17 protein-coding genes are annotated in these 21307 nt (G+C 69.9%); 11 read left to right on the top strand and 6 right to left on the bottom strand.

All coding sequences use genetic code 11. The features are described from left to right. Positions 1-6: 6 nt before the first annotated feature. Positions 7-1722 (bottom strand): sodium:solute symporter family protein, encoded by a 1716-nt coding sequence (locus KV102_RS13315; RefSeq protein WP_220344185.1) that lies wholly within the window; start codon positions 1720-1722, stop codon positions 7-9. 148 nt (positions 1723-1870) lie between these two features. Between KV102_RS13315 and KV102_RS13310 the strand changes: the two genes are divergently transcribed. Then, positions 1871-3001, top strand: a complete 1131-nt coding sequence (locus KV102_RS13310) for a sorbosone dehydrogenase family protein (RefSeq protein WP_220346560.1) — start codon at positions 1871-1873, stop codon at positions 2999-3001. Positions 3002-3011: 10 nt separating this feature from the next. Beyond that, entirely contained in the window at positions 3012-3992 is a 981-nt protein-coding gene (gene galE / locus KV102_RS13305) for a UDP-glucose 4-epimerase GalE (protein WP_220346559.1), read from the top strand. 52 nt (positions 3993-4044) lie between these two features. Here galE and KV102_RS19615 read toward each other — a convergent pair whose 3' ends face one another. Genes KV102_RS19615 through KV102_RS13285 form a run of 4 tightly spaced genes read right to left on the bottom strand, consistent with a single transcriptional unit; the run spans position 4045 to position 8871 of the window. Continuing rightward, on the bottom strand, positions 4045-4719 hold the full coding sequence (locus KV102_RS19615; protein ID WP_220344182.1) for a TrkA family potassium uptake protein: 675 nt from the start codon (positions 4717-4719) through the stop codon (positions 4045-4047). A 13-nt stretch (positions 4720-4732) separates the two neighbouring features. Further along, positions 4733-6076, bottom strand: coding sequence for a TrkH family potassium uptake protein (locus KV102_RS13295; protein WP_220344181.1), 1344 nt, complete (start codon positions 6074-6076; stop codon positions 4733-4735). A 37-nt stretch (positions 6077-6113) separates the two neighbouring features. After that, positions 6114-7148, bottom strand: coding sequence for a LacI family DNA-binding transcriptional regulator (locus KV102_RS13290; RefSeq protein ID WP_220344180.1), 1035 nt, complete (start codon positions 7146-7148; stop codon positions 6114-6116). 4 nt (positions 7149-7152) lie between these two features. Further along, positions 7153-8871, bottom strand: coding sequence for an alpha-amylase family glycosyl hydrolase (locus KV102_RS13285; RefSeq protein WP_220346558.1), 1719 nt, complete (start codon positions 8869-8871; stop codon positions 7153-7155). Positions 8872-9066: 195 nt separating this feature from the next. Here KV102_RS13285 and KV102_RS13280 point away from each other — a divergent pair, with 195 nt between their 5' ends. The 9 genes from KV102_RS13280 to KV102_RS13240 all read left to right on the top strand — a co-directional run bounded on the left by KV102_RS13280 (position 9067) and on the right by KV102_RS13240 (position 20074). After that, positions 9067-10323: a maltose ABC transporter substrate-binding protein gene (locus tag KV102_RS13280; RefSeq protein WP_220346557.1), complete on the top strand. Its 1257-nt coding sequence runs from the start codon at positions 9067-9069 to the stop codon at positions 10321-10323. Between the two features lie 85 nt (positions 10324-10408). Then, positions 10409-12043 carry an ABC transporter permease subunit gene (locus KV102_RS13275; RefSeq protein ID WP_220344177.1) on the top strand — a complete coding sequence of 545 codons (1635 nt, stop codon included), beginning with the start codon at positions 10409-10411 and terminating at the stop codon, positions 12041-12043. Continuing rightward, the gene (locus tag KV102_RS13270) at positions 12043-12924 is read left to right on the top strand and encodes a sugar ABC transporter permease (RefSeq protein WP_220344176.1); all 882 of its coding nucleotides are present in this window, start codon (positions 12043-12045) and stop codon (positions 12922-12924) included. The genes KV102_RS13275 and KV102_RS13270 overlap by 1 nt, the downstream gene beginning before the upstream one ends. A gap of 113 nt (positions 12925-13037) precedes the next feature. After that, the gene (locus KV102_RS13265) at positions 13038-15011 is read left to right on the top strand and encodes a M13-type metalloendopeptidase (protein ID WP_220346556.1); all 1974 of its coding nucleotides are present in this window, start codon (positions 13038-13040) and stop codon (positions 15009-15011) included. Continuing rightward, positions 15008-16276 (top strand): MFS transporter, encoded by a 1269-nt coding sequence (locus KV102_RS13260; protein ID WP_220346555.1) that lies wholly within the window; start codon positions 15008-15010, stop codon positions 16274-16276. Before KV102_RS13265 ends, KV102_RS13260 begins: the two co-directional genes overlap by 4 nt. Positions 16277-16347: 71 nt before the next feature. After that, positions 16348-17295 (top strand): glutathione S-transferase family protein, encoded by a 948-nt coding sequence (locus tag KV102_RS13255; RefSeq protein WP_220346621.1) that lies wholly within the window; start codon positions 16348-16350, stop codon positions 17293-17295. Positions 17296-17406: 111 nt separating this feature from the next. After that, the gene (locus tag KV102_RS13250) at positions 17407-17976 is read left to right on the top strand and encodes a PAS domain-containing protein (protein ID WP_220346554.1); all 570 of its coding nucleotides are present in this window, start codon (positions 17407-17409) and stop codon (positions 17974-17976) included. A 22-nt stretch (positions 17977-17998) separates the two neighbouring features. Then, complete coding sequence (locus KV102_RS13245; protein WP_220344172.1) at positions 17999-18832, top strand: CDP-alcohol phosphatidyltransferase family protein; 834 nt, start codon at positions 17999-18001, stop codon at positions 18830-18832. Between the two features lie 42 nt (positions 18833-18874). Further along, positions 18875-20074: a CDP-glycerol glycerophosphotransferase family protein gene (locus KV102_RS13240; RefSeq protein ID WP_220346553.1), complete on the top strand. Its 1200-nt coding sequence runs from the start codon at positions 18875-18877 to the stop codon at positions 20072-20074. Here KV102_RS13240 and KV102_RS13235 read toward each other — a convergent pair. Further along, complete coding sequence (locus KV102_RS13235) at positions 20025-21290, bottom strand: polysaccharide pyruvyl transferase family protein (RefSeq protein WP_220346552.1); 1266 nt, start codon at positions 21288-21290, stop codon at positions 20025-20027. The genes KV102_RS13240 and KV102_RS13235 overlap by 50 nt on opposite strands. Between the last annotated feature and the right edge of the window lie 17 nt (positions 21291-21307).

The raw sequence follows: 21307 nt of genomic DNA, 5'->3' as shown, positions 1-21307 counted from the left end.
TCCTTCTCACCAGAAGATGATGTTCAAGGCGATCACCATGACCAACGAGATCGCGGCGAGCACGGTCGGGCGCTGGTACCACGGGAGCAGGTGCGCGAGCGGGTCGCGCAGCTGGTCCTTGGGCGTCAGCGAGTAGACGAAGCCACGTAGCGAGGCGGCCGGCTTCGGCTGGGTCATCAGGCTCACGACGTAGCTGACCACGATGTCGACCACGAACGCTGCGCTCGCCGCGACGAAGCTCGCACCCTGGCCCCCGAGCGGGATGACGCCCACACTGGCGCTGCCGAAGGCGTCCTCGCTGAGGAAGGCGACGACGACCGCTGCTGCCGTGCCGGACACGAGACCGACCCAACCGGCGGTGGCGGTCATCCGCTTCCAGAACATGCCGAGGATGAACGTCGCGAACAACGGGGCGTTGAAGAACCCGAACAAGGTCTGGAGGTAGTCCATCAGGTTCGAGTAGCTCGACGCGATCAGCGCGGTGAAGATCGCCACCACGGTCGCACCGACCGTGGCCCAGCGGCCGACGCTCGTGTAGTAGCCGTCCGGCTTGTCCTTGCGGACGTACTGCTGCCAGAGGTCCACGCTGAAGACCGTGTTGAACGCCGAGATGTTGGCTGCCATGCCGGCCATGAACGACGCGAGGAGGCCTGCGATCGCGAGTCCGAGCATGCCGTTGGGCAGCAGGTCGCGTATCAGGAGGAGGATCGCGTCGTTGTACGCGACCCCGGAGCTGTCGTCGCCGGCCTTGAGGTCGATCATCTCCGGGATCAGCACGGCGCAGATCATGCCGGGGACGACGACGATGAACGGGACGAACATCTTGGGGAAGGTGCCGATGATCGGGGCGCTGCGCGCGGCCGACATCGACTTCGACGCCATCGCCCGCTGCACCTCGACGAAGTTCGTCGTCCAGTAGCCGAACGACAGCACGAAGCCGAGTCCGAACACGATCCCCACGACGGACCAGAACGGGTCGTCGATGCCCGTGAGGTTGGTGCCGGGCCAGGACGAGAGCTGTTCGCTGCCGCCCGGGGTGGCCGAGATCTTGTCGGTGAGCCCGCTGACCCCGCCGACCTTGTGCAGAGCCACGAGCGTGAGCGGCAGCAGCGCCGCGACGATGACGAAGAACTGGAGGACCTCGTTGTAGATCGCCGCCGACAGGCCACCGAGGGTGGTGTAGGTCAGAACCACGATCGCTGCGGCGATCAGCGACACCCACAACGGCCAGCCGAGGATGACGTTGACGATGCGCGCGAGCAGATAGAGGTTGACGCCGGCGATCAGCAGCTGGGCCACGGCGAAGCTCAACGCGTTGACCAGGTGCGCGCCCGTCCCGAACCGCATCCGCATGAACTCCGGCACGCTGCGGACCTTGGAGCCGTAGTAGAACGGCATCATCACGACGCCGAGGAACAGCATCGCCGGCACCGCGCCGATCCAGAAGTAGTGCATCGTCGGCAGACCGTACTGCGCACCGTTGGCCGACATGCCCATGATCTCGACCGCGCCGAGGTTGGCTGAGATGAAGGCCAGACCGGTCACCCACGCGGGCAGCGAGCGCCCCGACAGGAAGAAGTCGATGCTGCTGGAGACCTGGCGCTTGGCGAGGAGGCCGATGCCGAGGACGAAGGCGAAGTAGATCAGGATGATCAGGTAGTCGGAGAAGCCGGTGTCCAGACGAAGCCTCTCGTCTGCCGCCCAGACCACGGTGCCGTCCATCCGCCCTCCCGGTCGTCGGTGGTGTCGGGTCAGAGGTCTGTCCCGAACGGCACGTTACTCCCGAAGCGCGGCATCGGCAGGGCAGAAGATGACGTCGTCGGAGGTCGTGCCACCGGTCCCGTCACCACCGGTGGGCCACACTCTCCCCATGACGCTGACTCGCCGCGAGCTTCTCGTTGCGCTCGCCGTCGCCGGAGCCGGCCTGGCCACCGGCTGCCGCGGAGACGGCTCCACCGACCCGGCTCCGACGACCGTTCCCACCACCGACCCGTCGTCGGTGCCCCCGACGACGCCCGCTCCCCGCGGCCCCGACGACCCGACCCGTCTCCGGATCGACGGTGTGGTCGCCGACGGACTGACGGTGCCGTGGGGGCTCGCGTTCCTCGATGCTGGCCAGGCCCTCGTGACCGAACGAGACACCGCGCGGGTGGTCAAGGTCGGGGGCGGCAACGCGACGACGATCGGTGAGGTGCCCGACGTCGACACCGACAGCGGCGAGGGCGGGCTCCTGGGGATCGTCCTCGTCCCCGGCGGCGACGCCGTGATCGCCTACCTCACGTCCCCAGACGACAACCGGATCGTGCGGATGTCGTACGACGGACGCCGCCTCGGACGCCCGCAGGTGCTGCTCGACGGGATACCGCGAGCGTTCAACCACAACGGCGGCCGCCTCGTGATCGGACCCGACCGGATGCTCTACGCCAGCACCGGTGACGCCGGCGAACGCGACCGAGCCCAGGACGTCGACTCACCCTCGGGCAAGGTGCTGCGGATGACCCTCGACGGCCGTGCCGCCGAGGACAACCCCTTCGGCAACCGCGTCTGGTCCTACGGCCACCGCAACGTCGAAGGGCTCGCGTTCGATGCACAGGGCAGGCTGTGGGCGGCCGAGTTCGGCGACCAGACCACCGACGAGCTCAACCTCGTCGAGCGTGGCGGCAACTACGGGTGGCCCCAGACGGAGGGGCCCACGGACGAACGCGGTCTCGTCGGGCCGAAGGCGTGGTGGAGCACCGACGACGCGTCGCCTGCGGGCGTCGGCGTCGCGTACGGGACGGCGTACGTGGCTGCGCTGCGTGGTCAGTGCGTGTGGGCGGTGCCGCTGTCCGGGGCCGACGCCGCCCGACCGCGCCGCCGCCTCGGCGACGCCGGCCTCGGGCGCGTGCGCAACGCCGTGCCGGCACCCGACGGAAGCCTGTGGGTGACGACCAGCAACACCGACGGTCGCGGGGAGCCGGGAGCCGACGACGACCGGATCCTGCGCGTCGTGGTCGGTTAGGGTCGATCGCATGACCTGGCTCGTGACCGGCGGCGCCGGCTACATCGGTTCCCACGTCGTCCGCGCGTTCACCGACGCCGGGATCGGCGTCGTCGTGCTCGACTCGCTCGAGTCGGGCCACCGCGAGTTCGTCCCCGCCGACGTCCCGTTCGTCGAGGGCAACGTCACCGACACCGAGCTCGTCCGTACGGTCCTGCGCGAGCACGGGGTCGTCGGGGTGGTGCACCTCGCTGCGTTCAAGTACGCAGGCGTGTCGGTCCAGCGTCCGATCCACACCTACGAGCAGAACGTCACCGGCACCGTCCACCTGCTGCAGGCGCTGGCCGAGGTCGGCGTGAACTCGGTCGTCTTCTCGTCCTCGGCCGCGGTCTACGGGACGCCCGACACCGACCTCGTCACCGAGTCGACGCCGACGGCTCCGGAGTCGCCGTACGGCGAGAGCAAGCTCGTCGACGAGTGGGTGCTGCGGGCGCAGGCCCGAGCCACCGGGCTGCGGCAGACCTCGCTGCGCTACTTCAACGTGGTCGGCTCCGGCGACGACGACCTCTACGACTCCAGCCCACACAACCTCTTCCCGAAGGTCTTCAAGACGTTGACCGACGGCGGCGTCCCTGTCATCAACGGCGTCGACTACCCGACGCCGGACGGCACCTGCGTGCGCGACTACGTCCACGTGTCGGACCTCGCCCACAGCCACGTCGTCGCCGCGCGCTCCCTCGCGGAGGAGGCCTTGCTCGAGGACGTGTACAACCTCGGGAGCGGCGAGGGCGTCTCGGTGCGCCAGATCATGGACACCATCGCGCACGTCACCGGTGTCGACTTCGTCCCCGAGACCGGTCCACGACGCCCCGGCGACCCTGCGCGCATCGTCGCCTCGGGCGACCTCGCCGCTCGGGACCTCGAATGGCGGATGCGTCACTCTCTCGAGGAGATGGTCCGAAGCGCCTGGGGGTCGTGGGTTCACGTTCTCGGCCAGGACGTGCCGGACTGACCCGCGAGCGCCAGAGAGTGACCCGCGGGCGCAAAAGAGTGACCCGCGAGCGTCAGGAGAGGCCGGCGAACCGCTCGACCTTCTTGGTCGGCCCCGAGACGATCAGCTCGTCGAACTCACCGAGGAACGTCTCGGGCCGCGCGTAGGTGAAGTCCGACCCCGGTCGCTTCACGCCGACCACGGTGATGCCGTACTGGTGGCGGAGCGCGGACTCCGCGAGCGTGCGACCGACCGCTCCCGACGGTGCCGCCGTACGCGCGATGGCGAAGCCGTCGTCGAACTCGATGAAGTCGATCATCGACCCCGAGACCACGTGAGCGACCCGCTCGCCCATCGCCGACTCGGGATACACGACGTGGCGCGCGCCGACGCGCTCGAGGATCTTGCCGTGCTTCTTGTTGATCGCCTTGGCCCAGATCTCGCGAACGCCGAGCTCGGTGAGCGTCAGCACGCTGAGCACGCTCGCCTCGATGTCGGTGCCGATGCCTACCACGGCGCGGTCGAACTGGTCAGCACCGATCTGGCGCAGCGCCTCCTCGTCGGTGGAGTCGGCCTGGACCGTGTGGGTGAACTCCGTCGCCCACTTCTGGACGAGCTCCATGCTCTCGTCGATCGCCAGCACCTCGTGTCCCAGGCGGGTCAGAGACGACGCGACGGCGGTGCCGAAGCGACCGAGGCCGACGACGAGCACGGGGGCGTCGGGCGGAGGGGTCGAGTTCTTGGGCACGGGTCATCTTCTCCTAGCCGATGATCGGTCGCTCTTCGGGCAGGTGGAAGCGACGCGGGCGGGCACGCAGGGCGAGTGCTGACGCCGTCGCGACCGTACCGACACGGCCGATCAACATCAAGAACATCAGCACCGCCTGGCCGGCGGGCGGGAGATCACCGGTGACGCCCATGGAGAGACCGGCGGTGGCGAACGCCGACGTCGCCTCGAACAACGCCTCGTCCAGGCTCACCTCCGCCACCACGAGCAGCGCCAGTGTCGAGGTCACGACGAGCATCACCGCCAGCAGGGCGACGGTGAGCGCCTGCCGCAGGGTGCTGACCCCGATCCGCCGCGAACCGATGGTGACGTCGGGGTCACCACGCACCTCCGCGAGGATCACGTAGCCGAGCAGGAGAAACGTCGTGATCTTGATGCCACCGGCGGTGCTGGCCGACCCGCCGCCGATGAACATCATGATGGTTGTGATCAGGGTCGTCTCGGACCGGGCCTCCCCGTAGTCGATGGAGTTGAACCCACCCGAACGCGGCATGATGCCGCCCTCGAACGACGTGACGAGCTTCTCGCCGAACGACTGGCCGCCCATCGTCGCGGGGTTCGACCACTCCACGACCCCGAACAGGACCGTCCCGGCGCCCAGCAGGAGGAACGAGCCCCACACGGTGAGCTTGGTGTGGATCGACCAGCGGTCGGGGCGCCTCCACCGGCGTGACAGCTCCGCGAGGACGGGGAAGCCCACCGCCCCCACGAAGACCGCGATCGAGATCGGCAGGATCAGCGCGGCGTCGCCGACGTACTGGACGAGGCTGTCGGGTGCCAGCGCGAAGCCGGCGTTGTTGAACGCCATCACCGAGTAGAAGATCCCGTGCCAGATCGCCTCGCCCCAGCCTTCGTCGTGACGCGACTCGAACCCGAAGGTCAGCACCACGGCGACCACGGCCTCGAAGCCCAGCATCGTCACGAGGATCCGCCGGACGAGCGGGATCACCTCTCCGAGGTTGACGAGGTGGAGGTCCATCTGGGTGGCGAGCCGCGAGCGCAGGCCGATCCGGCCCCCGACGACGACACCCAGGATCGTGGCCAGGGTGACGAAGCCGAAGCCGCCGACCTGGACGAGCACGAGGATGACGACCTGCCCGAGCGGCGTCCAGTAGGACGAGACGTCGACCGTGCTGAGTCCGGTCACGGTCACCGCGGACACCGACGTGAAGGCGGCCGGCAGGACCGCGCCACCCTGCTGACCGTCGGTCCGCATGCCTGGGAGGAGCAGGAGGAGGGTGCCGGCGACGCTGCCGAGCACGAACGTCGCCGGGAGGATGCGGACGGGGTGCGCCAACGCCGTCAGCATGCCGCTCATGCCCGAACGCTGGGAGGACACAGCCACCCGAGGCACGCTACCGCGTGCGTGGCCCGTCCGGGCGTGGAGCCATCGTGCTCGAGCGGATCACGAGGTCCAGGCCGAGCTCGGTGTGGACGGGCTCGCGGTCCACGGAGTCGTCGTCGAGCTGGCGGAGGAGAAGGTCGGCGGCCTGGGTCGCCTGCTCGCGCACGTGCTGGTCGACCGTCGTCAGACCGAACACGCCGCCGAGGTCGTGCCCGTCGATCCCCACCACCGACACGTCACGCGGCACGTCCAGACCGAGGTCCCGCGCGGCGGTGATCGCCCCGATGGCCAGCTCGTCGGAGGCGGCAGAGATCGCGGTCGGACGCAGTCGTGGGTCGGACAGCAGACGCTTGGCGGTGGAGTAGCCCTCCTGCATCGTGAAGTCTCCGAGGGCGACCAGCTCCGGTGCGACCTCGAGGCCCGCATCGCGCAGCGCCCGCGCATAGCCGTCCTCCCGGGTCGCTGCCAGAGCGAAGTCCCCGGCGCCCTCCCAGCCGATGTGCGCGATGCGGCGGTGTCCGAGCGCGACGAGATGGTCGGTGGCGAGACGCGCGGTCGCGAAGTCGTCGACGCTGACCGTCGACACGCCGGGGATCACGCCGCCGATGCAGACGACCGGGGTGCCGACTCGCAACAGGTCGACGCGCTCGGTGTCGTCGAGCTCGAGCGCCACGGCAAGGAGCCCGTCGACACGCTTGCGGAGCAGGAAGTCGCTGAAGACGAGCCCACGCTCGCGCTTGCCGCCACCGAGGTAGTAGAGAGTGACGTCGTACCCCGCCGCCGCCAGAACCGTCGATGCGGTCTCGATGATCGTGCTGAAGAACCAGCGGTTCACCCAGGGCACGACCAGCCCGACGTTCTTGCTGCGTCCCGAGGCGAGACTGGCCGCGTTGTACGAGGCGACGTAGCCCAGGTCACGAGCAGCCTGGGCGCTCAGCGTCCGGGCGGTCTCCGAGACGTGACCGCGCCCGCTGAGCGCGCGCGACACGGTGGCGACCGACAGACCCGCCCGTTCGGCGACGTCCTTGATCGTCACTCCCGCCACCGGATCAGCCTTCCGTCAGACCCGTGCCGGCCGGCGCGCGGAACCACGCGGTCGCGTCCGGGGCCAGGAGTCCGTCGCTGACCGCACCCGGGACGCTCTCGAGCACGATCTCGTCGGCCTCGGCAGGGACGGGGTGGTCGGAGAGGTTGGCGACCACGAGGACCTCCCCGTTGACGAAGGCGAGCACCGCCGGCTCGTCGGCGCGGACCCACCGTAACGAACCCGCGCCGAGCCCGAGGACCTTTCGCGTCGCCAGGGCGTGGGTGTAGAGCGCCAGGGTCGACGTCGGTTCGGCGCCTTGGACGTCGCGGGCGTAGCGGGCCCACTGCGCGGGCTGTGGCAACCAGGAGGAGCCGCTGCCGTTGAAGCCGTACGCGGGGGCGTGCGCCTCCCACGGGATCGGCACCCGGCAGCCGTCGCGGCCGACCACGGCGCCACCGCTGCGCAGGAAGTAGGGGTCGTGCCGCTGGTCGTCGGGGATGTCCAGCACCTCGGGCAGCCCGAGCTCCTCGCCCTGGTAGAGGTAGACGGCACCGGGCAGTGCCAGCATGAGCGCCGTGGCGGCACGAGCCCGCCGCTCCCCCCGCTCGGGGTCGAGGGGCGTGTCGGCCCGGAAGCCGTGCCCATGGGCGACGTGAGCGGCGTCGACCAGCGCGAAGCGCGTGGCGTGGCGGACGACGTCGTGGTTGGACAGGACCCACGTGCTCGGTGCGCCCACGCCACCGAACGCGGCGAGCGACTCGTCGATGACGCGGCGCAGGGCGACGGCGTCCCACGGCGCGTGGAGGTAGGCGAAGTTGAACGCCTGGTGCATCTCTCGCGGACGGACCCACTTGGCGGCGCGCTCGAGGGGCGCGACGTTGGCCTCGGCGCACAGGATGCGGTCGGGCCCCCAGCGCTCGAGCCGCTCGCGCCAGCGCTCGTAGACGGCGTGCACGCCGGGCTGGTCGAACATCGGGGCCTCGTGGCCGGGGAACCCGGGTGAGCTGGCGCCATCGGCCCGTCCGCCCCAGTCGGGCAGGCCGGGGGCCTTGACGAGCGCGTGGGCGACGTCGACGCGGAAGCCGTCCACACCCCGCGCGAGCCAGAAGTCGAGGACCTCGTCGAAGAAGGTGAGGACGTCCTCGCTGTCCCAGTTGAAGTCCGGCTGGGTGGGGTCGAAGAGGTGCAGGTACCACTGCCCCGGGCGCCCGTCGGGCTCGGTGACACGGGTCCACGCGGAGCCGCCGAAGTGCGACTGCCAGTCGTTCGGGGGCAGCTCACCGTGCTCGCCACGGCCGTCACGGAAGTGGAAACGCGCTCGCTCCCTGCTGTCCGGAGGCGCCGCGAGAGCCGCCCGGAACATCGGGTGGTCGCTGGAGCAGTGGTTCGGGACGAGATCGATGATCACCCGCAGGCCGTGGGCGTGCGCGACGTCGACGACACGGTCGAGGTCGGCCAGGGTCCCGAAAGCGGGATCGACGTCGCAGTAGTCGCTCACGTCGTAGCCCCCGTCACGCTGCGGCGACGGATAGAACGGCGACAGCCACACCGCGTCGACTCCGAGTCCGGCGAGGGCCGGCAGGCGGTCGCCGATGCCCATGAGGTCACCCGTGCCGTCCCCGTCGCCGTCGGCGAAGGAGCGCGGATAGACCTGGTAGACGACGGCGTCACGCCACCAGTCACGCTGCGACACAGGGGTGTCGGCGGGTCCGTCGGCGCGGGGGGCCACGTCGATCGCCATTTCTGCTCTCCTTCGAGGCCGGATTTGTGGAAGCGATTACACCATAGTCAACACCCATGGCTTATCCGGCCATCCGGCCCGTACGGAGGCCCGTTATCGAAATGTTGCGATCAGGTTTCGTCGCGCGACTTGCTTGAGGTAACTCTTGTCGCTTAGAAATGGAACCGATTCCACTCTTACGAAGGAGCACACCTCATGCTCGTGAACCGCAGAGGCGTCCTGGCCGCAGTTGCCCTGGCCGTCGCCTCGTCTCTCCTGCTCGGCGCCTGCGGCGGGTCGTCCGACGACGACGCCGCCGACGACTCCGCTAAGTCGTCGGGTTCGACCCTCACGATGTGGGTCGATGCCGAGCGCGCGCCGGCTCTGAAGGACGCGGTCGCCTCCTTCAAGAAGGACAAGGACGTCGAGGTCAAGCTCGTCATCAAGGACTTCCAGTCGGCTCGTGACGACTTCATCACCCAGGTACCGACCGGCAAGGGTCCTGACATGATCGTCGGCCCGCACGACTGGCTCGGGAAGTTCGTCCAGAACGGCGTCGTCGCCCCCCTCGAGCTCGGCGACAAGGCCGGTGAGTTCGAGGACGCGGCCATCCAGGCGATGACCTACGAGGGCAAGACGTACGGCCTCCCGTACGCGATCGAGAACGTGGCGCTCGTCCGCAACACCGCGCTCCTCGCCGAGCCGGCCACCACGATGGACGAGGTCGTCGCCGCCGGCACGAAGGTCGTCGACGCCGGCAAGGCGAAGTACCCGTTCCTCGTCGGGCTCGACCCGAAGCAGGGCGACCCGTACCACCTCTACGGCATCCAGACCTCGTACGGCGTCCCCGTGTTCGAGCGCAACGCCGACGGCGACTACGACCCGAGCAAGCTCGGCCTCGGCAACCCTGGCGGCGTCGAGTTCGCGAAGGACCTGGCGGCGTGGGCGAACGCCGGCGCGCTGAACCCGAGCATCACCGCGGACATCGCGAAGGAGACCTTCAACAAGGGTCAGTCGCCGTACTTCCTGACCGGACCGTGGAACGTCCCGGACATGCAGAAGGCCGGCCTCGAGATCGCCATCGACCCGATCCCGACCGGTGGCAGCGAGCCGGCGACCCCGTTCATCGGCGTCAACGGGTTCTTCATCAGCGCGAAGGCCACCAACGCCCTCGCCGCCAGCGAGTTCGTGCTCAACTACCTGAGCTCCGAGGACGCCCAGGACGCGCTCTTCGCCCAGGGCGGTCGTCCGCCGGCGCTGAAGGCGTCGTTCGAGAAGGCGGCGTCCGACCCGATCGTCGCGGCGTTCGGCGCGATCGGCAAGAGCGGTTCGCCGATGCCGGCCATCCCGCAGATGGACGCGGTGTGGGCCGACTGGGGCGCGACCGAGCTCGACATCATCAAGGGCAAGGCTCAGCCTGCCCAGGCGTGGCCCAAGATGGTCGCGAGCGTCCAGACGAAGGTCGCAGGCTGACATCTCTCACTGACGGCCGGGGAGCGGTTCCGCTCCCCGGCCGGTCTGCTCTCCCCCGCTCTCACCCCAGGAGGGGCACGCCCTGATGACGCTCACCGACGAGCACCGCAGCGAGGACTCGGGCTCTCCCGACCAGCGACCGGGGCGCCGGGGCCCGTGGGCACGGCTGCGCCGGCCCGGAGAGACCGACGGGCTGATCGGCATCCTCGTGAAGATCGCGCTCCTCGGCCTCGTCGACGCGCTCGCGGTGTATGCGGTCTTCATGCTGGCCGCCCAGGAGAAGTGGCTGGTCCTTGCCGTCACGGTGGTCGTGACGGTCGCCGTGAACGTCGTCTACCTGCGCCGCGACGGCCTGCCGGCGAAGTACCTCGCGCCCGGGATCACGCTGCTGCTGATCTTCCAGGTCTTCGTCATGGTCTACACCGGCTACATCGCCTTCACCAATGCCGGCGACGGGCACAACAGCACCAAGGAGGACGCGGTCACGGCGATCGCGACCAAGGGCCAGGAGCGTGTCCCCGACTCCCCGCAGTACCAGCTCGCCGTCCTCGAGAAGGGCGACGACCTGTGGTTCCTGGTCACCGCTCCCGACGGCACGGTCTCCCTCGGCTCGGCCGACGAACCGCTCTCCGAGGTCGAGGACGCCGAGGTCTCCGGCGGCGGAAAGGCGACGCAGGTCGACGGCTACGCCCCCCTCGCGTTCGAGGACCTCCTCCAGCGCCAGGACGAGATCCTCGACATCTCCGTCCCCGTCTCCGACAACCCCTCCGACGGCACACTGCGCACGGCCGACGGCAGCAGCGCCTACGAGTACCGCTCGAACCTGCGCTACGACGAGGACGCCGACAGCTTCACCGACGTCGCCACCGGCACGGTCTACACCGACGGCGGCGAGGGCGCGTACGTCTCGGCCGAGGGCGAGGAGCTGGTCCCGGGCTGGAAGATCAACGTGGGCCTGGAGAACTTCCGCCGCGCGGTCGAGACACCCCAGCTGCGCGACTCCCTGGTCTCCGTGATCGTGTGGACGTTCGCCTTCGCGACCCTGTCGGTCGTGCTCTGCTTCGGGCTCGGGCTGTTCCTCGCGATGGTCTTCAACGTGCCGAGCATGCGTGGCAAGAAGGTCTACCGGGTGCTGCTGATCCTTCCCTACGCCTTCCCCGCCTTCCTGTCGGGACTCGTCTGGTCGGGGATGCTCAACACGGAGTTCGGGTTCGTCAACCAGGTGCTGCTGGGCGGCGCCGAGATCGAGTGGCTCACCGACCCGTGGCTGGCCCGCTTCAGCGTGCTGTTCGTCAACCTCTGGCTCGGCTTCCCCTACATGTTCCTCGTCTGCACCGGGGCGCTGCAGTCGATCCCCGACGAGATGACCGAGGCCGCCCGCATGGACGGCGCCGGCCCGTGGCGGGCCTTCCGGTCGGTCAAGCTCCCGCTGCTGCTCGTGTCGGTCGCACCACTGCTGATCACGACGTTCGCCTTCAACTTCAACAACTTCAACGTCATCTACATGCTGACCCGCGGCGGGCCGCGGTTCGAGGACACGAGCAACGACATCGGAGCCACGGACCTGCTGATCACGATGGTCTACAAGGTCGCGTTCGGCACCGGGACCGGTCGCGACTACGGCCTCGCCAGCGCGCTGGCCATCATCATCTTCGTCGTCATCGGCGTCATCGCGGCGATCATGTTCCGCCGTACCAAGGCCCTGGAGGACATCCACTGATGAGCACCGTCCACGCTCCGCGCCGGCGCAGCTTCCGGCGCTGGTTCACCGCCCTGGGCTGGCGGCACCTTGTCGGCATCGCCGTCGTCGTCTATGCGACGTTCCCGATCCTCTACGTCCTGTCCGCCTCGCTCGACCCCGCCGGCACGCTGTCGGGGAGCAGTCGGCTCTTCAGCACGTTCGACCTCACCAACTACCGTGCACTCTTCGACGACCCGAGCCGGCCGTACGGGCGGTGGTTCGTCAACACGCTCGTGGTCGGCACGGTCACCGCACTCGGCACGGTGTTCCTCGGTGCGCTGGCAGCGTATGCGTTCTCGCGGATGCGGTTCACCGGGCGGCGGTTCGGGCTGCTGTCGCTGATGCTCGTCCAGATGTTCCCGCAGATGCTGGCGGTCGTCGCGATCTTCATCCTGATGTCGAACGTCGGCGACGTCTTCCCCGCGCTGGGCATCGGCACCCACGCGGGGCTGATCCTCGTCTACCTGGGCGGCGCGCTCGGCGTGAACACCTACCTGATGTACGGGTTCTTCAACACGGTGCCGGTCTCGATCGACGAGGCCGCCCGGCTCGACGGAGCCAGCCATGCTCAGATCTTCTTCGGGATCGTCCTGCGCCTGGTGACGCCGATCCTGGCGGTCGTGGGCCTGCTGGCCTTCATCACCGCCACCAGCGAGTTCATGATCGCGAGTGTGTTCCTCACCGACCCCGACAACCAGACGCTCGCGGTCGGGCTCTTCGGGTTCGTCTCCGAGCAGACGTCGTCGAACTGGACGATCTTCGCGGCCGGCGCGGTGCTGGCCGCCCTCCCCGTCACGATCCTCTTCCTCGCGCTCCAGCGCTACATCGTCAGCGGACTCGTGTCGGGATCGGTCAAGTAGGACCGGCAGCAGGCGTCGCCATAATGCGTGAGGTCTCGGAGACCCTCCCTGCCTAGACTGACGAGGGCGTGAGGCGAGAGCCGCCGCCACGAGGTCGATGACGAGGAGTACGCGTGAGATCAGGGATCGACGGCAGCGGCAGCGACCAGGCGGTGCGTCCCCAGGACGACCTGTTCCGCTACGTCAACGGGGGCTGGCTCGCCACCGCCGAGATCCCGCCGGACCGCGCTGTCGCCGGCTCGTTCGTCACCCTCGTCGACGAGGCCGAGGTGCACGTCCGCGCCATCGTCGAGGAGTGCCAGGCAGACCCGGCCGGAGACCCGGCCGGTGGCAGCGTGAACGACGAGGGCGCCAAGATCGGTGCTCTCTACGCCAGCTTCATGGACGTCGACCGGGTGGAGGCGCTCGAGGCGGCCCCGCTGGCCGACGACCTCGCCCACGTCGACGAGGTACGCGACCTCGCCGCCGTCGTCGACGCGCTCGGCCGGCTGGAGCGCCAGGCCGCCTCCGGCGCCTTCGGGATGTACGTCGGGCCCGACCCCGGTGCGCCCGAGCGCTACGTGGTCACCGTCGTGCAGGGCGGCCTGGGTCTTCCTGACGAGGCCTACTACCGCGAGGAGCAGTTCGCCGCGGCGCGCACGGCCTACCAGGCGCACGTCGCGATCATGCTGGGCCTCGCCGGTTTCGACGACGCCGACGCCCGGGCGGCGCGGGTCTACGGCCTCGAGGAGCGGCTGGCGAAGGGGCACTGGGACCGGGTGGCGAGCCGCGACGCGGTCGAGACCTACAACCTCCTCGACCGCGATGCCCTCCAGGGGCTCTCCCCGGCCCTCGACTGGCACGCGTGGGCCGCCGCCGCACGCTTCGACCCGGCGGTGCTGTCCGAGGTCGTCGTCTCCCAGCCGTCCTACCTCCAGGCGCTGTCCGACGCGCTCCGCGAGGAGCCCGTGGCCGCGTGGCAGGACTGGCTGCGCTTCCGCCTCGTGTCCGCGGCGGCCCCGTACCTGTCGAGTCCGTTCGTCGACGCGAACTTCGACTTCTACGGCAAGACGCTCTCGGGCACCGACGAGCTGCGCGCCCGCTGGAAGCGCGGCGTCGCGTTCGTGGAGGGCGCGATCGGCGAAGGGCTCGGCCGGCTCTACGTCGAGCGTCACTTCCCCCCGACCGCCGCGGCACGCATGGACGCCCTCGTCGCGAACCTCGTGGCGGCCTACCGGCACAGCATCTCGACGCTGCCCTGGATGAGCGACGAGACCAAGGAGCGCGCGCTCGAGAAGCTCGACGCGTTCACCCCCAAGGTCGGCTTCCCGAAGCGCTGGCGTGACTACGCCCCGCTGGCCGCCGACCCCGCGGACCTGCTCGGCAACGTCCGCCGCGCCTCCAACGTGGCGACCGACCGCGAGCTCGCCAAGATCGGGAAGCCGATCGACCGGGACGAGTGGCTGATGACGCCGCAGACGGTGAACGCCTACTACAACCCGACGATGAACGAGATCGTCTTCCCCGCAGCGATCCTCCAGCCGCCGTTCTTCGACGCCGAGGCCGACGACGCGGTGAACTACGGCGGGATCGGCGCCGTGATCGGCCACGAGATCGGCCACGGGTTCGACGACCAGGGATCGCAGTACGACGGTTCCGGAGCCCTGCGCAGCTGGTGGACCGACGAGGACCGGGCCGCGTTCGAGAAGCTCACGAGCTCGCTGATCGCTCAGTACGACACGCTCTCCCCCGACGGCGCCGATGGCAGAACGGTCAACGGTGCCCTGACGATCGGCGAGAACATCGGGGACCTGGGCGGGCTGGGGATCGCGTACCAGGCCTACCTCCTCGCCCTCGACGGACAGGAGCCGCCCGTGCTCGACGGTCTGACGGGCGCGCAGCGGTTCTTCATCTCGTGGGCGCAGTGCTGGCGGGGCAAGGTGCGCCCGGCCGAGGTCGTCCGTCGCCTCACGATCGACCCGCACTCCCCGCCGGAGTTCCGCACGAACCAGGTGGTCCGCAACCTCGACGCCTTCCACGACGCGTTCTCCGTGACCTCCGACGACGGCATGTGGTTGGCGCCGCACCAGCGCGTGACGATCTGGTGACGACGACGTCCTGGTCTCCCGAGCACGTCGCCGCCGTCCAGCGGCGTACGGTCGGCGTCCTCTCGTCCGCCCAGGTCATCGGTGGGCTGGGAGCGGGCGCCGCGCTCTCGATCGGGGCGCTGCTGGTCAAGGAGGTCTCGGGCTCTGCGGCCGTCGCCGGACTGGCGACGACGATGCTGACTCTCGGCGCGGCCGTGCTCGCGCTGCCGCTGGCTGGTCTCGCCTCGGTTCGTGGGCGGCGGACGAGCCTGGCCACCGGATGGCTCGTCGCCGCGATCGGTGCGGTCGTGGTGGTCGCGGGCGCCGTCGCCGACTCGACGTGGATCCTGCTCGCCGGGCTCTTCGTGGTGGGCGCCAACAGCGCGACCAACTTCCAGTCGCGCTACGCCGCCACCGACCTCGCCGAGCCGATGCACGTCGGCCGCGCGTTGTCCCTGGTCGTCTGGTCGACCACGATCGGATCGGTGATCGGGCCGAACCTCACCGGCCTCGGCGCCCAGGCGGCCGGTGCTCTCGGCATCCCGGCCCTCGCCGGCCCGTTCGTCTTCGCCGCGGTCGGGTTCGCGCTCACCGCGCTCCTCATGGCCGTCGCCCTGACGCCGGACCCCCTCCACGTCGCCAAGGAGATCCGTCCGGCGACCGACGGGCCGCGCCCGCGTTCGCGGATGAGCGACGCGTGGCCGCTGCTCCGGTCGAACGCGGCGGCGCGGACGGGCGTGGTGACCGTGGCGGGGGCCCACGCACTGATGGTCGCGGTGATGGCGATGACGCCGGTCCACATGGAGGACCACGGATCGAGCCTCACCATCATCGGCCTGACCATCAGCCTGCACATCGCCGGCATGTTCGCGCTCGCACCGGTCATGGGCCTGCTCACCGACCGGTGGGGGCGCGGGCGCACCATCATCCTCGGTCAGGCGACGCTGCTCCTCGCCACCCTCGTCGCGGGCACCGCCGGAGAGTCGGAGCTCCAGATGATGGTCGGCCTCGTGCTGCTGGGGCTGGGTTGGTCGGCGTCGACCATCGCCGGGTCCTCGCTCGTCGCCCAGTCGGTCCTGCCGGCGTCCCGTCCGGCCGTCCAGGGTGCCTCCGACCTTCTCATGAGCCTGGCCGGTGCGTTCGGCGGCCTGCTCGCGGGCGTGGTCGTCAACGTCTGGGGCTTCGGCCCGCTCAACGTCGTCGCCGCCTTCCTGACCGTCCCCGCGATCCGGATGGTGGTGGCACGGCGGCACCGCATCATCGGAGCAGGCAGACTGGGGAGGTGAGCACCACGACGGACGACCCCAACTCGACCAAGGGCGCGTACGTGCACGCGGGCGAGGACTTCACCCGCGACATGCGCTATCTGACCACTCGCATCACGCGCGACGGCCGTGACGGCTACCCGGTGGAGCCGGGCCGGTACCGGCTGGTCGCCGCCCGCGCCTGCCCCTGGGCGAACCGGACAATCATCGTCCGTCGCCTCCTCGGCCTGGAGGACGCGATCTCCCTCGGCCTGTGCGGACCGGTCCACGACGCACGGAGCTGGACCTTCGACCTCGGTCCCGGCGGCGTCGACCCCGTCCTCGGCTACGAGCGCCTGCAGCAGGCCTACTTCGCCCGTGTCCCGGATTATCCCCTCGGCATCACCGTGCCCGCCATGGTCGACGTGCCGACCAAGGCCGTGGCGACGAACGACTTCGACCAGATCACTCGTGACCTGTTCTTCGAGTGGTCCGACCACCACCGCGCCGGCGCGCCGGACCTGTGGCCCGAGCACCTCCGCGACGAGATGGAGACCGTGATGAGGCGCGTCTTCACCGAGGTCAACAACGGTGTCTACCGGTGTGGCTTCGCGGGCTCGCAGGCCGCGTACGACGCGGCGTACGAGCGCCTGTGGACCGCGCTCGACTGGCTCGAGGAGCGGCTCGCGACACGGCGCTACCTGATGGGCGACACGATCACCGAGGCCGACATCCGCCTGTTCACCACCCTGGTGCGCTTCGACCCCGTCTACCACGGCCACTTCAAGTGCAACCGTCAGAAGCTGACCGAGATGCCGGTCCTGTGGGCGTACGCACGAGACCTGTTCCAGACCCCTGGCTTCGGTGACACGATCGACTTCGACCAGATCAAGGCGCACTACTACGTCGTCCACACCGACCTGAACCCGACGCAGATCATCCCGGCCGGTCCCGACCTGACGGGTTGGCACTCCGCGCACGGACGTGAGGCGCTGGGCGGCTCGCCCTTCGGGGAGGGGACCGCTCCGGACGCGCTCCCCGAAGGCGTCCTGGCGCACTGAGGCGGTGACCGGCCGCGTCGCCACGTTCACGCAGCCCTTGCCAGCCGCCGAGCAGCGACCTAACGTCGTGCTCAGGCTGCTGGGGGGCAGCGCTGAACCTCGGGGGACGCTATGAAGGACGAGATGCCATGGGGGCCGTCGCCGGCTCTCGGTCACTACACGTACTGGATGCGCGACGACCGGTGGGAGTTCTCCGACGGGCTGTACGCGATCCTCGGTCTCGGGCCGTCCGACTGCATCACGACGGAGCTGTTGCTCCGCCACCAGCACCCCGACGACATCGAGCGCACCCGCGCGCTGATCGCGGAGGGCTTCAATGAGTCGGCCGGCTACAGCTACCAGCACCGGGTCGTCGACACCGCGGGCTTCGTCCACGAGGTCATCGCGGTGGGGAGCAACGTCGGCAGCGAGGACGACGAGGGCGGTCCGCGAAGCGAGGGCTTCGTGGTCGACATCAGCGAGGTGGGCGGCCACCCGGCAGTCAGCACACCGATGATGCCGGTCGAGTTCGATCCGGACGACCTCGTGATCACACCGTGCCCGCACTGTCCGCACTGGTGGGCGGAAGTGGTCCCGTCTGCCGGCTCGACCGTTCTCCGCGAGTGGCACGCGCCCTTCTGCCCCGAGGTGCTGCACTGGACCACCCCCGACCCCGCGACGCTGGCACGCGGACCACGCTGAGGCTGCTGCTACGGTGGCGGCCGTGCCCGACTCGACCGCTGCCAGGCCCGATCGCCCGACCCTCGCGGAGTATCGTGCGGTCGCCCAGCCACCCGAGGTGCGCGCCAGGCGCAGCGCCGAGCACTGGGTCGCCGACCTCTACCTGAGAGACATCTCGCCCTACGTCAGCCGTCCGCTGGTGCGCCTCGGTCTCAGTGCCAATGCGGTGACGGGTCTGATGATCCTGAGCGGCTGGTTCGCCGCGGGGTCCTTGCTTGTCCCCGGCATCGTCGGAGTGGTGCTCGCCGTCCTCTTCGGACAGCTCCAGATGCTGCTCGACTGCGCCGACGGCGAGGTCGCGAGGTGGCGTCAGACGTTCTCCCCCGCGGGAGTCTTCCTCGACAAGATCGGCCACTACACGACCGAGTCGCTGATCCCCATTGCGCTCGGCGTACGAGCGGCCGGCGGCTTCCCCGACCTCGACGACCACTACGGGTGGACGACGCTCGGTGCGCTGCTCGCGGTGATCATCCTGCTCAACAAATCGCTCAACGACTTCGTGCACGTCTCCCGGGCCTTCGCCGGCCTCCCCCGGGTGCCTGACAGCGCCGAGGCCTCGGCACCCCGGCCGGGCGTCGTCGCGCGTCTGCGCCGGGTCGCCCGCTTCGTCCCGTTCCACCGCCTCTACCACTCCGTCGAGCTGACCCTGCTCGCCCTCGTCGCCGCGGTGGTCGATCTCGTCGCGGGCGACGCCTGGGGCGGCCTGGCCGGGACGCGCACCCTCGTCGTCGTGCTCGTGCCCCTCGCGCTGGCCGCGGTCGTCGGCCACTTCCTGGCGATCATGGCGTCCTCCCGGCTTCGCGCTCCCGCGCCGTGACGGGCGGCGGACGCCGGTGCGACCGGCGGTAGAGTGACCGGCGTGCACCGGATCCGCCGCCTCGCCTCTGTCGCGCGCCGAGGCGTCGCGACGGTGCGCAACCGCCTCGACCGCGGGGCGTTCGCCGCTCGTTGCAACACCGACCCGGCTGCCCTCGAGGCGCCGATCGTCCTCTACTTCGCCGACGGCCCGGAGAACCTCTACCAGCTGCACCAGTGGGACCGCGTCCTCGCCGCGCTCCCCTGGCCGGTGGCCGTGGTGGTCGCCCGACCCGACACGGGACGGCGGGTTCTCGAGGAGACAGCGTTCCCCGTCTACTTCGCGCCAGGGTCCTCGTACCTCGAGGACCTCGTCGGTCGAGGCGCCGTCAGGGTCGTGCTCTACGTCAACCATCTCCCCCTCAACTTCCGCATGCTGCGGTTCGCACGACCCGTGCACGTCCACCTCGGGCACGGTGAGAGCGACAAGGACTCGAGCGTCACCAACCAGAACAAGGCGTACGACCGCGTCCTCGTCGCCGGTCCTGCGGCGCGCGAACGCATCACCGGAGCGCTACGGGAGTTCGACGCGACGACGCACGTCCGCGAGGTGGGCCGCCCGCAGCTCGACCTCGACTACCCGGGGGCGCCGTCCTGGCCGGCCGACGGCAGTGTCCGCGTGCTCTACGCGCCGACGTGGGAGGGTGACCGGGCGAGCATGGCCTACGGGTCCGTGGCTTCCCACGGGGTGGCGCTCGTCGCCTCGCTGGTGGCCGACCCCCGCTACCGGGTGATCTACCGTCCGCACCCGCGCAGCGGCGTGCAGGACACCGCGTACGCTGCCGCGGACCGCCAGATCCGCGCCCTGCTCGCCGACCACGGAGACCGTCACCTGGTCGACACCGGGCCGTACGGCTGGCAGTGGTCGTTCGCCGACGTGTGCGTGACCGACCTGTCGTCGGTGGCCTACGACTGGCTCGCCACAGGCAAGCCGATGGTCGTCACCGTCCCGAGCGAGCCCCGGACGACCCTCCCAGCGTCGCGGTTCCTGGACGAGGTGCCACGACTGTCGGCTGAGGATGCGCCCCGGACCGCGGAGCTGCTCGACCGCCCGTGGCCTCGCGAGCGGATGCACGCGCTGTCGTTCCACTACTTCGGCGAGACGGCCGACGGGGCGAGCACACGCCGCTTCACCGACGCGCTCGACGAGGCCCTCAGACTCGCTGACGAGCCGGTCGGACCACCCTCCGCGCCTTCGACCTGATCCGGTCGGCCAGCGCACGGGAGCGTCCCACCCCGACGACGGGCTCTCCGACGGGCGGCGGGAACGACTTGCGGGCGATCCGTTCGTCGAACGCCTGGGCACCCGCGGCCTGACCGGGATCGAACACGTGCGAGAGGCCGTGGGAGTGGAGGAAGGCGGAGTAGCGACCGAAGCGCTCGGCGTGGCCGGCCGTCATCGGGGTCCAGTCCGCCTCGGCGTACAGGGCCGCCGCATCCACACCGTCGACGTCCACGTCGATGCGACGGTGCGGGATCTGGTGGTAGCGCGCCAGCTCCAGGGTGCGGGCGTCGTGGGCGAGGACGTAGGCCGGCGTGCCCGCGAGGAGGGCCGCGATGTTGCCATGGATCCGCGTGCCGTACGAGAACGGGTACGTTGCGAGCGCCTCCATCCACGTCGTCGCGTCCAGCGGGAACCGGGTCCGGCCCTCGGCGATCAGAGGATGGTCGGCGTGGATCGGCAAGCGCTCATCGATGACCGTGCGATCGCTGCTGCCCTCGAGCAGGAGCCCGAGGGTCTTGATGTCCTGGGCGAAGTAGACCAGTCCCGGGTAGCGCGCGACCTGGTCCTCGACGACAGGCGCCATCTTGGGGAGGTACGGCGAGAGGTTGAAGGCGACCGGCCCACGGGGGTCGAGCGGCCGCGTCGAGCGGCGCAGCGGGAGCTGGTCGCCGTGGAGGAACATCGACGGACAGCCGATGACCTCGACATGGTCGGAGCCGAAGCCGAGCCCTTCGAGATACTCGGCGGTCCACTCGCCACGGACGCCGATCGACGGCGAGTGCTCGAGCACCGCCCGGACGAACCGGGTGACCGACTCGCCGACCTGCCGAGGGGCCCTCACGCGCTCCCCCACCGCCGACTGCACCCCGACCCCGACCACGGTGACGGGGATCTCGAGCTTCTCGATCGTCTCGCTGATCGCGTCGAGGTTGGGCAGGAACCGTTTGCGGAAGGCGTTCGCCAGCGGGATCACGACGTGGTCGTACCGCTCGGCGATCTCCTCAGGGCTCAGCGTGCGTGCACGGTTGAGACGCGCCACGTCGACCGACGACCCCGGCACGGACAGCGTCCGCTGGACCGCATAGCTGAAGACGAGGTTGCCCACGTTGTCACCGACCAGGTTGCGCGCGAGGACCCGTGCCGCGGACGGCGTGGTGAACGGGCTCCGGTGAGCCCGCAGCAGCAAGCGCGTCATTTGTCTCCTAGGTTAGT

The sequence above is a fragment of the Mumia sp. zg.B53 genome (assembly GCF_019550935.1).
Lineage (GTDB): Bacteria > Actinomycetota > Actinomycetes > Propionibacteriales > Nocardioidaceae > Mumia.
Note: the sequence above shows the minus strand (reverse complement) of the source record. Positions and strands in the feature narration are given on the sequence as shown.

Bases quoted from the DNA above. Each gene is read 5' to 3' on its own strand.
- KV102_RS13315 (WP_220344185.1), bottom strand. From the start codon at position 1,722: ATGGACGGCACCGTGGTCTGGGCGGCAGACGAGAGGCTTCGTCTGGAC.
- KV102_RS13310 (WP_220346560.1), top strand. From the start codon at position 1,871: ATGACGCTGACTCGCCGCGAGCTTCTCGTTGCGCTCGCCGTCGCCGGA.
- galE (WP_220346559.1), top strand. From the start codon at position 3,012: ATGACCTGGCTCGTGACCGGCGGCGCCGGCTACATCGGTTCCCACGTC.
- KV102_RS13295 (WP_220344181.1), bottom strand. From the start codon at position 6,076: ATGAGCGGCATGCTGACGGCGTTGGCGCACCCCGTCCGCATCCTCCCG.
- KV102_RS13285 (WP_220346558.1), bottom strand. From the start codon at position 8,871: ATGGCGATCGACGTGGCCCCCCGCGCCGACGGACCCGCCGACACCCCT.
- KV102_RS13280 (WP_220346557.1), top strand. From the start codon at position 9,067: ATGCTCGTGAACCGCAGAGGCGTCCTGGCCGCAGTTGCCCTGGCCGTC.
- KV102_RS13275 (WP_220344177.1), top strand. From the start codon at position 10,409: ATGACGCTCACCGACGAGCACCGCAGCGAGGACTCGGGCTCTCCCGAC.
- KV102_RS13270 (WP_220344176.1), top strand. From the start codon at position 12,043: ATGAGCACCGTCCACGCTCCGCGCCGGCGCAGCTTCCGGCGCTGGTTC.
- KV102_RS13255 (WP_220346621.1), top strand. From the start codon at position 16,348: ATGCGCTATCTGACCACTCGCATCACGCGCGACGGCCGTGACGGCTAC.
- KV102_RS13250 (WP_220346554.1), top strand. From the start codon at position 17,407: ATGAAGGACGAGATGCCATGGGGGCCGTCGCCGGCTCTCGGTCACTAC.
- KV102_RS13235 (WP_220346552.1), bottom strand. From the start codon at position 21,290: ATGACGCGCTTGCTGCTGCGGGCTCACCGGAGCCCGTTCACCACGCCG.